At 38.5% G+C, this 13431-nt stretch carries 12 protein-coding genes and 2 pseudogenes; 7 read left to right on the top strand and 7 right to left on the bottom strand.

Translation table 11 applies throughout. From position 1 onward, the window contains the following. Positions 1 to 116: 116 nt before the first annotated feature. Positions 117 to 1187 carry a hypothetical protein gene (locus MSBRM_RS06885; RefSeq protein WP_048118540.1) on the bottom strand — a complete coding sequence of 357 codons (1071 nt, stop codon included), beginning with the start codon at positions 1185 to 1187 and terminating at the stop codon, positions 117 to 119. A gap of 164 nt (positions 1188 to 1351) precedes the next feature. On the opposite strand from MSBRM_RS06885, the gene MSBRM_RS06880 reads away from it, so the two are divergent. From MSBRM_RS06880 to MSBRM_RS06875, 3 genes and pseudogenes are all read left to right on the top strand, one after another. Then, positions 1352 to 2461 carry a transposase gene (locus MSBRM_RS06880; RefSeq protein ID WP_048155135.1) on the top strand — a complete coding sequence of 370 codons (1110 nt, stop codon included), beginning with the start codon at positions 1352 to 1354 and terminating at the stop codon, positions 2459 to 2461. A gap of 1519 nt (positions 2462 to 3980) precedes the next feature. Further along, positions 3981 to 4204: pseudogene (locus tag MSBRM_RS20175) on the top strand (DUF4277 domain-containing protein); the annotation flags it as partial. Positions 4205 to 4433: 229 nt separating this feature from the next. Beyond that, complete coding sequence (locus MSBRM_RS06875) at positions 4434 to 4829, top strand: secondary thiamine-phosphate synthase enzyme YjbQ (RefSeq protein ID WP_048155138.1); 396 nt, start codon at positions 4434 to 4436, stop codon at positions 4827 to 4829. Positions 4830 to 5023: 194 nt separating this feature from the next. On the opposite strand, the gene purF is transcribed toward MSBRM_RS06875, so the two are convergent. From purF to MSBRM_RS06865, 3 genes are all read right to left on the bottom strand, one after another. Then, positions 5024 to 6457, bottom strand: a complete 1434-nt coding sequence (gene purF, locus MSBRM_RS06870) for an amidophosphoribosyltransferase (protein WP_048118548.1) — start codon at positions 6455 to 6457, stop codon at positions 5024 to 5026. Between the two features lie 49 nt (positions 6458 to 6506). Further along, positions 6507 to 6677: a 50S ribosomal protein L37e gene (locus MSBRM_RS19290; protein WP_011308409.1), complete on the bottom strand. Its 171-nt coding sequence runs from the start codon at positions 6675 to 6677 to the stop codon at positions 6507 to 6509. 150 nt (positions 6678 to 6827) lie between these two features. After that, the gene (locus MSBRM_RS06865; RefSeq protein WP_011023130.1) at positions 6828 to 7046 is read right to left on the bottom strand and encodes an LSm family protein; all 219 of its coding nucleotides are present in this window, start codon (positions 7044 to 7046) and stop codon (positions 6828 to 6830) included. Between the two features lie 475 nt (positions 7047 to 7521). Here MSBRM_RS06865 and thiD point away from each other — a divergent pair, with 475 nt between their 5' ends. Beyond that, complete coding sequence (gene thiD, locus MSBRM_RS06860) at positions 7522 to 8868, top strand: bifunctional hydroxymethylpyrimidine kinase/phosphomethylpyrimidine kinase (protein WP_048118557.1); 1347 nt, start codon at positions 7522 to 7524, stop codon at positions 8866 to 8868. A 151-nt stretch (positions 8869 to 9019) separates the two neighbouring features. On the opposite strand, the gene MSBRM_RS06855 is transcribed toward thiD, so the two are convergent. Then, positions 9020 to 9199 (bottom strand): hypothetical protein, encoded by a 180-nt coding sequence (locus MSBRM_RS06855; RefSeq protein ID WP_141706323.1) that lies wholly within the window; start codon positions 9197 to 9199, stop codon positions 9020 to 9022. A gap of 115 nt (positions 9200 to 9314) precedes the next feature. Between MSBRM_RS06855 and MSBRM_RS06850 the strand changes: the two genes are divergently transcribed. After that, positions 9315 to 10613 (top strand): TrpB-like pyridoxal phosphate-dependent enzyme, encoded by a 1299-nt coding sequence (locus tag MSBRM_RS06850; RefSeq protein ID WP_048118563.1) that lies wholly within the window; start codon positions 9315 to 9317, stop codon positions 10611 to 10613. 225 nt (positions 10614 to 10838) lie between these two features. On the opposite strand, the gene MSBRM_RS06845 is transcribed toward MSBRM_RS06850, so the two are convergent. After that, positions 10839 to 11366, bottom strand: a complete 528-nt coding sequence (locus MSBRM_RS06845) for a hypothetical protein (protein ID WP_141706322.1) — start codon at positions 11364 to 11366, stop codon at positions 10839 to 10841. An 827-nt stretch (positions 11367 to 12193) separates the two neighbouring features. On the opposite strand from MSBRM_RS06845, the gene MSBRM_RS20780 reads away from it, so the two are divergent. Then, on the top strand, positions 12194 to 12532 hold the full coding sequence (locus tag MSBRM_RS20780; RefSeq protein WP_141706331.1) for a hypothetical protein: 339 nt from the start codon (positions 12194 to 12196) through the stop codon (positions 12530 to 12532). Here the strand turns inward: MSBRM_RS20780 and MSBRM_RS06835 are convergent. Further along, on the bottom strand, positions 12502 to 12909 hold the full coding sequence (locus tag MSBRM_RS06835) for a DUF1699 family protein (RefSeq protein WP_048118568.1): 408 nt from the start codon (positions 12907 to 12909) through the stop codon (positions 12502 to 12504). The genes MSBRM_RS20780 and MSBRM_RS06835 overlap by 31 nt on opposite strands. Before the next feature lie 293 nt (positions 12910 to 13202). Here MSBRM_RS06835 and MSBRM_RS19285 point away from each other — a divergent pair. Then, positions 13203 to 13403 (top strand): annotated as a pseudogene (locus MSBRM_RS19285) (zinc ribbon domain-containing protein); the annotation flags it as partial. Positions 13404 to 13431: the final 28 nt, after the last annotated feature.

Below are 13431 nucleotides of genomic sequence, written 5' to 3'. Positions count from 1 at the left end.
GATAGCAGGAAAAATTATAAAATCTGAGATTTTACTGCGGAAAGTGGGTTGTTTTGTCAGGCTGAATAGTTATCTTTCGTGATTAAATACAATGGATTTTGGGATAAGCTCAAAGATTAGTAAATTATCCTCCCTTGATTCCATTTTACTCTAGAAGTTCTAGTAATATCAGCAAATCCAAAATTAGCTGAAGACGCAGAACCAATACAACTCGCGTTTGTATGGACTTCGAGAGCGAAGCAATATAATAAAATATTACCGTCCATATAATTTGAAAAACTTCCACTCGCATCAGAAGGGTCGTCAATTGCAGACGTTATGCCAGTTAAGCTAACTACATCTTGATCTTCACCAGCCTTAACCCATTGGTATTCTAGTGGTCCCACTTCTACTAATTCCCACAGAACAAAGTCTATAGTACAATCGTCAGGAAACACGCAACCTCCAATCCAATCAAAATCAACGCCTACATTTGCATTACCTGATGGAGGTTGTTGGGTTGAAGTATAACTGAACATATATCCATCTGCATAATATGAACCAGCACCCTCGACCCGAGCTGCAACCCTCACATACTGGTCGGGATCAGATGTAGTTGCTTCATGTTTTATAGCTTCAGCATAGCCTACTCCCCATCCGTCACTATATACTCGCATTTCCCCTACGTAGGGGTAGTAATAAATAGTATTTGAAAGACCTATAGGGTTTAATAAACTATTAGTTAATGAAGCTGTACAATTTGGGAGCGGTGGCCTTTCATTGCGTAGCAGAATTTCGTGTTCTCTTTCAACAATCTGTTTTTTCAATTTAACTTGGTTATATCGTGGATCATCTATAAGAGAAGCTACTGTTTTATTAGCAGTTTCCTGAGTGATTCTCCCTAGCTCAACATCATCATTGAGTTTGTTGATTTCTACTATCATATCTTTCAACTGTATATTATATTCAGTATCATTGAACCTACTTTTGTCGCGTAGTAAAATTTCATGGTCTCTTTCATCAATTTGCTTTTTCAATTTAACTTGGTTATATCGTGGATCATCTATAAGAGAAGCTGCTGTTTTATTAGCAGTTTCCTGAGTGATTCTCCCTAGCCCAACATCATCATCGAGTTTGTTGATTTCTACTATCATATCTTTCAACTGTATATTATATTCAGTATCATTGAATTTGTTTTCTAAATCCAATGATTCTGCCGTACAAATAGAAATTGTCGCCAAACTTAATATTAAATAGAGGCTCTCAAATTAGAATTTTGACTTAAAAACTTATTCTTTTTTCCACTAACTCTGATAGCACTTGTCTCTGTTTGGTAGTGGCAACTTAAAACAATACCTTCTATGCCTTTCTCATGTCAAAAAACAGTATGTTATACAAAGGAGTCCTCTTCGAGGACTCCTTCGATAATTATTTGAGCAGAGAAAGTACTTCAATTTGCCAATTCCTGTACTTTCTTTGCATTGACGATATTGCAAAGCACGTCGAACGTACTTTTTACACCAACAAAAGTTGGCACTTTAAGTACAGTGTTTCTTCTATGATAAAACTGTTTGTTGTGAAGTGTTTCAGGCAACTCTCATATGATAAAACCATTTCTTCCTTAACAGAAGAAGAAGCTATCCTGCTTTCTTTTTATGATGAAAATGGCCAGATTAAACTTCCTTCAGGTGGAACCCTTCATCATTTTATGAAGTATAGACTTGGAGAAAAAGGAGTCAATGAGATAATGATGCTTATAGGTGAGAAAATTCTCAAACTTTCTCAGGAAAAGGAAGCAAAAATTGATTCCACTCCACTTGAAGCTTCAAGATACGACAAACATGCTGATTATAATCCTCATTATGAATGCAAAATGGATAAGGCACATATTACAATGGTTGGAACTTACCCAATTTTCATGACTCATACAAAAGGACTTTCTGGTGACTCTCCAGAACTTATCGATCATATTGAGGCTCTAAAGAACATGAACGCTAATCTGGAATTTTATTCTGCTGACGGAGGTTATGATTCATTCCTCAATCATTCTGATATTTGGTATAATCTGAACGCAAAACCGATTATTTCCTACGCTTCAAATGCAGTAATCAATCAAGAAGGTGAAGAGGAACGAATCGATCACTGGGTGAATAAAAAGTGGAAACTCGGTGGAGATATTCATGCACCAATGGAAAACAAACTCAGATTTCTATATGAAATTGGAAGGAAAGAACAGGTAGGAATGTACCTAAGAAACCAAAATATCAGAGATGAGACTTTTGATGATCAGTATAAAAAGAGAGCTGAATGTGAAAAGATACATGGACATATTAAAGGTACAGTAAAGTTCGATATCAGAAGAGTGAGAAATCAGAGTAGAAAACTCTACTCTCTATTGAGTTTCATAGCATATCAACTACTGGTGTTGACAGAAATGCAAAATAAAGTTGAGGATAAGAATTCGTTTGGGAGATACTTTTAAAAAAGTGAGTATCAAATTAGATTTGAGATTTTAAAAGCTAATTTGAGATTCTCTAAATATACAAACGAGACACACCAAAAGTTCAAAATACGAATTCTGTTAATCTTATCACCTCATCTTTTCTCGATAATTACTGATTTAAATTCAAAAAGCACCCTATTAAAAATTTCATACACCCCTAATGAAAAAGAGGTCAACTTCTATAAATAATTATGGAGCCAATCCCAAAAGTAATATTATATTGAAATTATAAATTTACTTTAATGTCTTTCCGTGAAATCGATGATGCTTTCTGGGAGTCCATAGAGCCTTATCTTTCTCCACATAAACCACATGCAGGAAGGCCGTGTGCAGATATGAGTAAGTTAATGAACGGTATTTGTACGTTGTTATGACAGGTTGTACGTGAAAAGATGTTCCCCGTTGCTAGGGATCTAAGTCAACAGTTCATAGGTTCCATCTCTATTTTTGTGAACATAGTACACATATCTGAAAATTTTCAATGAGCTCTTAAACAAAGGTTACGACTTGAAGAAAATAGATCTATCTCATTGCTTTACTGATACAAAGTATATTCCAGCTAAAAAAGGAGAACCACCGAATATGATGGCTACAAAAAAGTAAGACAGCCGATGGATGTATGATACAGCTAAGATTAGGGAATATAACCGAAAAAGAGGAATAAAGTCAAATATACAGTAAACAAGAAAAATCAGAAGAAAAAGAAGAGAGGAAGACCAATAAAGGTAAATCAGGAAGAATACAAAAAGAAAAGTGCAATAAAATGGTTCTTTAACTGGATAAAGTCATGCAAGAAAGTGTTTCCAAGATATGAAATCAAAGAAATATCGTACCTTGGAGTTGTAAATGGTGGCAGCAATAATAAGATTAGATCAAATTTTGGGATGGGCTCGTGCGATAATTTAGTCTTGGGGTATTAAAATTCAACTTCGATAGAAAAAAGGAAATAATAGTTAATAATAAACATTATTTGCTATTAATATGCGGTATAGAACTCAAACGTTTCAAAAAATAAATATATTTGATGAGTTGAAATTATAGTAACATAAAGAAAAATCAAAAATAAATTCAAAATTTATGAATATGAGGAATATAAATGATAGACACCATTGTAGTAATAACGATAATATTGAGAATAATATTTTTTATTATACTTGTGGCATTAGCTTTGAAAATAATTCAGAAATTAAAATTATAGTTTTTGGCGCAATCTACTACACCTATTCGAGGTTCTTGTTGTATCAATTCGAAGAAAAGTACTTTTAGAAAGAGGAAGCTGTGCTGCTTTAAAGAGGTAAAACCACTACTGAGAATCAACAATTTTTGACATTGGGCTGCTTTTAGAATAAATACGCAAGTACTTCTCATTAAAGAAGAGACGACTATCAGATATGTTTCTTTAATATAATATATTGCCTTCCCACAGTAAATTTTTTGGGTTTAATATTTTTCAAATCGTGTACTTACTTTTTATAAAATCTCACCTAATTTTGCCATAATGACTCTCTCTCCTAGATCTGAATCCACAACTCATCTTAGTCATTATGGCCTTATTGCTGGCGTATTTGACGAACTCGATAGTTCATATTCGATTTACACTCTTCTCCTCAGAAAAGTGGCCACAACATTTCTCATTCTGCTGTAATTAAGGCAATGTGCATTAACGGTTTAGGATTTACTGAACGTCGTCTTTACCTAGTTCCTGCTTTCTATAAAAACTTAAGCAGTATGCCTATTTTTCTGTAAAATTAGAAATCTCAAAAAGTTGGTAGTTTAAAATCCAATATTAAGAGAATGGATTATATTCAGTAAGCAAAAAATGAACTTTGAATTTACAGCAAGTCCGCGCACTGCATTAAGAAGTGAGGAAAATAGGATATTACGTTGAATCAATGCATTTTTTGTAAGAAAAGACTGAAATAGAATCTAGAAAGCTTTAGAGGGAAAGACTTTGCAACTCAAAATCGAGACGTCCAAACGCATTGAACTGGTTGATATCACTTCACAAGTTCAGGAAGAAGTAATGAAATGCGAAATAATTGAAGGCATATGCCTTATCAGTACACGACATACTACCGCAGGTATCATAATAAACGAGAACGAAAGCGGGCTAAAAGAGGACATACTGGATCTTTTAAATAAGCTTGTTCCTGCCGGTGCTGGTTACAGGCACGATCGCATAGATAACAATGCGGATTCCCATCTCAAAGCAGTACTGATTGGAGCAAGCGAAGCCCTGCCTGTTTCGGCAGGAAAGCTTGAGCTCGGGACGTGGCAGAGAATCTTTTTTGCCGAAATGGATGGGCCAAGAAGCAGGACAGTTAATGTTACGCTTTTAAAGGCTTAACAAGATGACGAATAAACGTAGAATAGATAAAAACTACGAACGGATCAAAAAGAGTAGTGGAAAATCAAATAGACATTGATAATTCAAAAAGAGTAGTGGAAAATCAAATAGATAGTGAAAGAATTCACAAATACAGTGAAAATTCAAAAAGAATCGTAAAGAAAGTTCCTTACGAATCGACTTGGAAGAGCCGTTCAGGAACTTTCCTGGTTATTGTTAAAATCATCCAGACGTGTCTGCTTCCTTATGCAGTTTTCTCCAGGAATTTCTACAGGATACTCACCTGTAAGGCAACCAAGGCACATGTCGCACTTATCGCGCCCAAGAGCCCTCATAAGTCCGTCAATACTCAGATATCCGAGGGAATCCGCATTAATAAGGCTTTCAACCTCTTTTACGGTTTTATAAGAGGCGATAAGTTCCTGCCGGGTAGCCATATCTATACCCAGATAGCAGGGGGCAATAATTGCAGGACTTCCTATCCTTGCATGGATTTCTGACGCACCTGCCCTGCGGACCATATCTATAATCCGCCTTGAGGTTGTACCCCGGACAATGCTGTCGTCAACCAGAACAACACGTTTGCCTTTAACATTATCCTGAATGGTATTCATTTTAAGCCGGACTGCGGTTTCACGCAATTCCTGGCCAGGCAGGATAAATGTACGCCCTATGTAACGGTTCTTCATAAGACCTTCAAGGTATTTGGTACCTGATTCCCTGGCATATCCAATTGCCGAAGTAATCCCGGAGTCAGGAACAGGAGAAACAACATCAGCCTCTACAGGATGTTCTCTGGCTAGCTCTCTCCCGATATTTTCCCGCACTTTGTATACCAGTTTTCCGTCAATAATAGAATCAGGCCTTGCGAAATAAATGAACTCGAAAACACAATGTGCAGGATGAGTCTCGTTTCCTATCTGGTAGCTCTCAAAACTGTTGCCTGTAAAGACTATGACCTCACCTGGCCGCACATCCCTGATAAGGGTGCCATTAAGGGTGTCAAGGGCTACGCTTTCCGAGAAGACTGCATATCCACCATCGACTTTCCCGAAGCAGAGCGGCTTAAGACCGAGAGGATCCCGCACAGCATACAGAACACCGCCTATATGGATAACCAGGGAATAGGAACCGACAAGCTTGCGCATGACATTCCGGATTGATTCTATAGGGTCATGCCTTATCAGTTCTTTTACAAGAAGGTGGCCAATAACTTCGGTATCGGACTCACTGATAAAGATACGGCCTTCGCACTCCAGTTCATCCTTGAGCGTTCTGGCATTAACCAGGTTCCCGTTATGGGCAATTGCAACTGCTCCTCCTTTAAATTTCAGAACAAAGGGCTGGCAGTTTTCTATTTTTGATCCTCCGGTGGTTGAGTAGCGGACATGCCCTACTCCTACATTTCCAACCAGGTGTCCGAGAGAATCTTTGTTATACACATCAGGGACAAGACCCATGCCTTTAATGGAATGAGAGGATGTACCATCATATACCATTATGCCAGTGGATTCCTGTCCTCTATGCTGGAGGGCATACAAGGCGTAATACAGCTTGAATGCGACAGTATTGGATTGCGGCCTATCGCCTGGTAGAATTATGCCTGCAACGCCACATTCTTCTTTCAATTTCGACCTCCGGTGAAGGTAAAAAATAGAGAAAGTGGAACAGACAGGCTTAATACTTGCACTTTGCCTGCCACTTGTAAGCTCTTATACGAGATGTTTTTCCAAAACCACATGAAGTACACTGTTTTGTATGCACGTTAAAAGAAACACTACCGCAGCGCCTGCATTTAGCGTGTGTGCGTTTCTGCCTTTTTCCCATTGATGAAGTACCTTTACTCATTCCTAAATCTCCTGATAAAAATTAATTTGTTAGAGCAGTATTCGATAATCTGAAGCGATTCTATTCATCTGAATTCACTCTTTGCGGCCAGTCACAATAAGTCCTGGTGCTCCGAGGTTTAACGATAATAGATGAAGTGCTTGATATAGATTACGGAGATACGTATACCACGTTGTCACCGCGAATAACGACACTGCTGAACTTGCTTACAACTTCTCCGTCTCTTAGCTCTTCAGCATTGTCAAGCACGAGGTTCATGTGAATATCGTATCCTTTCAGCTCGCCTCTAAACTCGCGTGCGCCTTTCAATCTAACGATTACAGGTGTGTCCAGTGCGTTGTTCAAAATATCCAGAGGTCGGTTTGCCATCCTTACAGTCCCCTTAAAACATTACAAATCAAGTCATTATCTATATCAATATAAATAGTTAATCCAGATTTAAATTGATCGCCGCGTCTTAAATGCGTCTTAAATATGATTATTTGCATCAAAGTCGCAAATACAATATATAAATGTATCGAAGCAATATATCATTTTATAAGTTATCATACAGAAAAAACCCCTTGAGATAAACGAGAATTTTCTACAAAATGCCCTGATATGAACGCGAAATGAACGAAAATTACTTCAGGACAGAGACAATCCCCCAGAAAAAACAAAGGGTCATTTAAACCTGTTGAGAAGATTTTTTACAAATAATTCTATTAAAACTTATAAAAATCTTCCTGAAAGGCACAATATTAAATTAATTTCCCATTCCAGAATATTAAATAAAATCCCCATTGCCAGAAGAAAAAGTTCCAGAAAGTAGCAGGAAAACGAATGAAAAAAAGAGAAGGAATCCATGACCGAAAAAACCTTAAAAGTAAAAACCCCGATTGCTCTGACTATTGCAGGTTCGGATTCAGGAGGAGGAGCCGGAATTGCTGCGGATCTGAAGACTTTTGCCGCTCTTGGAGTACACGGAACCTGCGCTATTACATCGGTTACTGCACAGAATACCACAGGAGTGTTGAAAACCTTTGACCTCACTCCTGAAACTGTCGCCAGCCAGATCGAAGCCGTCTGCACTGATATGGAGGTAAGGTGGGCAAAAAGTGGTATGCTTGCCTCATCAGAAATCGTAAGGGAAGTTGCAAAAGAAGTAAAGAAGTACGAGCTTTCTCTCGTCCTGGACCCTGTCATAGCTGCTGAAGCAGGAGGAAACCTTCTGCGAAAAGAAGCTATCTCTGTCCTTACTGAAGAACTGCTGCCCTTCTGCAAGGTTACGACTCCCAATGCGTCCGAAGCAGGTGCACTCGCTGGCATGTCTGTCAAAACCCCTGAGGACGCGAAAATTGCAGCCAGGAAAATTGCGGACCTGGGTGTTGAAGCTGTCATTGTTACAGGAGGACATCTGGATGCCACTGACTTGATTTATGAAGCTGATTCTGAGACTTTTACCCGTGTTCCGGGCACTTTTGTTAAAGGAGGAACACACGGCACGGGCTGCACTTACTCTGCGGCAGTGACTGCCTTCTTAGCTTCCGGAGAAAACCTGGAGGGAGCTGCAAGGAAAGCAAAGAAATTCGTTGAACAGGCAATCCTCAGGAGCAGGCCTGCAGGCAGGGGAGTAAGTCCTGTAAACCAGCTTGGATTGATTCTGGAGGAAAAAGAACGCTACCTGGTTTTAAGAGAATTAAAAGAAGCAGTTTCGATTCTTGAAAGCAGCCCTGATTTTTCAAAACTGATTCCCGAAGTAGGTTGTAACATAGGAATGGCTATTCCCGAAGCTGACAGCTACGAAGACGTTGCGGCCGTCGAAGGCAGGATAGTAAGGCACAGGGATCGGGCAGTTCCCGTAGGCTGTGTCGATTTTGGGGCCAGCCGACATGTAGCAAGGATTATTCTTGCGTCCCTTCGTTATGATCCTGAAGTAAGAGCAGCAATTAACGTAAAATACTCCAGGGAGGCACTTGCAGCCTGCATAGATATGAAACTTGGAATTTCCTCTTTTGACAGGGCTGAAGAACCGGAGAACTCCAGTACTATGGACTGGGGTACAGCCGAAGCAATCAAAAAGTACGGAAGCGTGCCGAAAGTCATCTATGATAAAGGAGGCAAGGGAAAAGAACCAATGATACGCCTGCTAGGGAGATGTGCTACTGAAGTGGCAAAACTTGCTGTGGAGCTTGCAGAAAAGATACAATAATCCGGTTAAAAATCAAGAACTTCAGTTATCGACAATCCATCTTAAAATCAAGTGGAACTCTCAGAATATCATGTGAAATTCTCAGAATGTCAAACGAAACTCTCGGAATGTTAAGTGAAATTCTCAGAACCTCAAGTGAATATTTTTAGAATCAAACTTTTTTCATAACCAATATTTTGATTCTAACCGTTTTTCGTTTTTTGGCTCCTATTCTGTTCGCTTTACTTTTTTCCCGGTTTTTGCTTCTAGCTGTTTTTCCTTTTTTTTGATTCCAGCTTCTGGCAATCTTTCTTTTTTCAGACCCTATTTTTGATAAGTAACTTTCCTTCAAACATCTTTTTCCCAAAAGTACATAAATGGAATGTGAACTCCTTAAATGTAAAGTAAATAACACTTATATACGTCGAAGTACGAACTTGTGCATAAAAGACTGATGGAGAAAACCTATGGAACAGACAAAGATTATCCTTGACGAGAATGAAATGCCTAAACAGTGGTATAACGTCCTTTCAGACTTCTCCTCTCCTATCGATCCGCCTCTTGATCCAAGAACCAGGGAGCCGATAAGCCCTAAGGCTCTTGAACCTATTTTCCCAAAAGGTCTTATCAAGCAGGAAATGAGCAGTGAAAGGTTTATTGACATCCCTGAAGAGATACTTGAAATTTACAGGCTCTGGAGACCAAGCCCTCTTTACAGGGCTCACAGGCTGGAAAAACTTCTCAAAACCCCTGCAAAGATATACTATAAAAATGAAGGGGTAAGCCCTGCAGGCAGTCATAAGACAAATACCTCAATTGCCCAGGCTTATTATAATATGAAAGAAGGAACCGAGAGGATCACAACTGAAACCGGGGCAGGGCAGTGGGGAAGTGCATTAGCTCTTGCCTGCAATTACTTTGATCTCGAATGTAAAGTCTATATGGTCCGTTCCAGTTTTTACCAGAAACCCTACCGGAAATCCATGATGACAGTCTGGGGAGGAAATGTTGTGCCTTCGCCAAGTGAAGATACCGAATTTGGGAAAAAGATTCTGAAGGAACAGCCGGAAACACCGGGAAGCCTGGGGATAGCAATCAGTGAAGCCGTAGAGGATGCAATCGCACATGATAGCACTAAATACTCACTGGGAAGTGTCCTCAACCATGTTATGCTCCACCAGACAGTAATCGGGGCTGAATGCAAGAAGCAGCTTGAACAGGTTGAAACCTATCCTGATATAGTTATAGGCTGCTGCGGCGGAGGAAGCAACCTCGCGGGAATATCTCTTGAGTTTATTAAAGACAAGATTGAAGGAAAGAGAAATCCAAGAGTAATTGCAGTCGAGCCTTCCGCCTGCCCGTCCCTGACTAAAGGAGAATACAGGTATGACTTCGGAGATACTGCGGAAATGACCCCGCTTCTTAAAATGTATACCCTAGGACACAAACATGTTCCTCCTGCCATCCACGCAGGCGGGCTCCGTTACCACGGTGACTCCCCAATTATAAGTAAACTCTACGCTGAAGGGCTTATTGAAGCTGTTGCATATGATCAGTACCCGGTGTTTGATGCCGCTGTGCAGTTCGCAAGGACCGAAGGTATAGTACCTGCTCCGGAATCCTCCCACGCTATCCGCTGTGCAATCGACGAAGCTCTCAAATGCAAGCAAACCGGAGAAGAAAAAACGATTCTCTTCAACCTGAGCGGACACGGACATTTTGATATGAGTTCCTATGACAAGTATTTCAACAAAGAACTTGCCTGAAAAATTGAAAAATAAAAAAGTAAGTATAAAATTCAAACAGGATGCATTAAAGGCATCCTGATAATTATTAAACTATACCGCTAAAGCACTGCTATATAGAAAGACATTATGAGAATTGTATCTGTACAGACATAGCCAGTAGAGAGTGCTCTATGAAACATTAAATTACCCAAAAGACTCAGGATGGTTGGGCGTGACTACTCCCGCGACTGAAGTCGCGGGCATCTAAGCTTTCGCTACAGACTGTAATCCCAGTCTGAGAATATTAATAGCAGCATTATGATCTCCTATCAAGAGTAAGACCACAGTAAGGACAGCTATCCGATATTCGTTTCCTGTTGTTTTGTCCTTTACTACGGTCATCACTCCTATAGCAGGATAATCATATACAACCAACTGAGTTGACTTAATTTTCCCATCTGGGTATTCATTTTTGGCGATTTCAATTGATTTTTTAATGGCTTTAGCAGCATCAAAAGGTTTTGAATCAAGTTCAACGAGTTGTACTGAGTGCCCCATCTTTTTATCGGCACCAATGTAGATTCTACCTATTAGGTTACTATTTTTGTATACCGAAAATTGATAATACAATTTTCTACCACTTGGGTCATAAAGCTCCAATGGTTTAGGGTCAATATATGCCTCTGTCCAGTTTTCAAGTCCCGGTGTGTTAGTTGAGATAAAGTTTATCATGTGAGCATTTGCGTGCTCAAGGGCTTTCTCCGCAGTTACACTATACCTCTTTCTGTGCACTCACAGCTGGTATCAATGCCATACCAACCAGCATTGTCAAAAGAATTATTCCTATTCCAATTTTGTTCTTAACCATTCGTTTAACTCCTAGTTATTTTTCTCTAGGAGGCAGGATCAGGTAAGCTTAAATATTCGCACAGCTAAACATGATAACTGCCTCATAGGGCGTGTTTTATGGAGTTCTGGTGGCATTGGGAATCACTTCAAAACTCCATAAATTTCTCTTTTTTAACTCCTTATAAGTTTTATGTCCACTCTCTCTAACAATGCAATTTTCAAGAGGATTTTGAGTCTGGATTACTTTCCAGTATTTATACTGTTTAATGATTTGGCCATAAATTCTTTATTTGAGTATATGTCTTAACCAATATTCAAAAATAAGTATAACAGAAAATATTATTCAATATTAATATATAAAAGTTTTATTTAAGTTAATAACCAATAAATATAGACTTATTTATCTATAAATTATCCAACTCTGTCTATACTGGTGTAATCAATTAAAGAGTTCGAAGGATGGGAACTTACTGTTATTGTGTATGCGCCTGAATAAAATTGTTTTAATCTTTTAAAATATAAAAATTTTAAATTTGTAGTTCTGTTGAAGTTGACGGTCTAACCCGCCTTTGAAAAGGCAGGGATGCGACCTTATTTATTCCTCAAGAATAGTTAACAATAATAAGAAATTGGTAGTCAGACTAGAGATTAAATTTGCCTACATAAGTATATATAGTAAAAACTTTTCTTGAAAACTCGAAATGCAAAGAAAAACCAGCTTTAATTTTAAATTTTTGTGCCGTAGATTATATATAGTCTTGTTTGAGAATATGTCATGTCAATCTGAACTTGAGCTAGTCCTATTGAGCACAACTGTTGTGCCGCAACCGTTGCGCCGGTTGATCACGCAGATAGGGTTTGGGGATAAGATCCTCAAACTCAAACGTTACCGTGTTTTCGATCAAATCTTTTTTGAAAATATTTGCAGACAAGCCTTTTTTGAAAAAGGTTGTGCTACAACCGTTGATTCGGTTGATCACGCCTTTACGAGGGGTTTTTCGGTCAAACCCTTCCTAAAAAGACTTGCAAGCAAGCAGTTTTTAAGAAAGGCTTGCGGAACTCGGGCAGAGACTCGTTTTTATTCCAAATCTTTTTTGTTCAGAATGTAAGAAACCATTCCAGGACCAAGTTTGCTTTCATGCGCTACTTTTTCCGCAATTTTTTCACTGGGAATGCCTTCAGCTTTCATGCTTCTTATTTTTGATATTATGGATGAGGGGACAGTATAATACTCATTAATGTCTTTCCTGTGTCCCCATACATCTCCTTCAATGAACTGAACCTTTTGCATTTCCAGAAACATCTCTATAGCTCTTGAAACTGTCCTTATGTATGATTTTGGAAGCTGGATTACCTCCAGTTTCGGACAGGTCTCAACAAGCAGAAAAATATCTTTATTTGATGGCCTGAATGCAAAGTGAACGACCTTTTCATTTGGATTCAGTGACAGAATTTCATTTCTTGAACTGATAACTCTTATTTTCATAAAGATCCCCCGACCCAAAACTTAACTAAAGAGTCAATAAAATAAGTTATACTACTTTATTTAAATAATTTTCTTGTATACTCATCAATTTTGTCCTCTACACGAAATTGATATCATGTCCCACCCCACAATTTATTGGAATATTTGACAACTGTTATGGAACCGAAGACAATTTATCACGATTTTTCACTTAACCGAAGACGCATGGATTCCTTTCTGGTTTGTAATCAGTTAAAACAGAATTATCTACAAATAATGAATATATTGGAGAAGTTAAAGTTATCCTTCTATGAAGATTTGAATCATCTTCTAAACTTTGTAACGTTTGTGGATATTATAACTCTAATCTGACTCTTTATGCTAGAGAATGGGAATGCTCTAATTGTAAAACAAAACATGATAAGGACGTTAATGCTGCAATCAATATCAAGAAATTCTTATTTCAAGATCAAAATCCAGATCAAAATCTAAATCTAAATCATATATTTATCTGACACCTGCGGAACGCTGGGAAGGGTTTGG

Source organism: Methanosarcina barkeri MS (assembly GCF_000970025.1).
Lineage (GTDB): Archaea > Halobacteriota > Methanosarcinia > Methanosarcinales > Methanosarcinaceae > Methanosarcina > Methanosarcina barkeri.
This window is presented reverse-complemented; position numbering and strand designations above follow the sequence as displayed.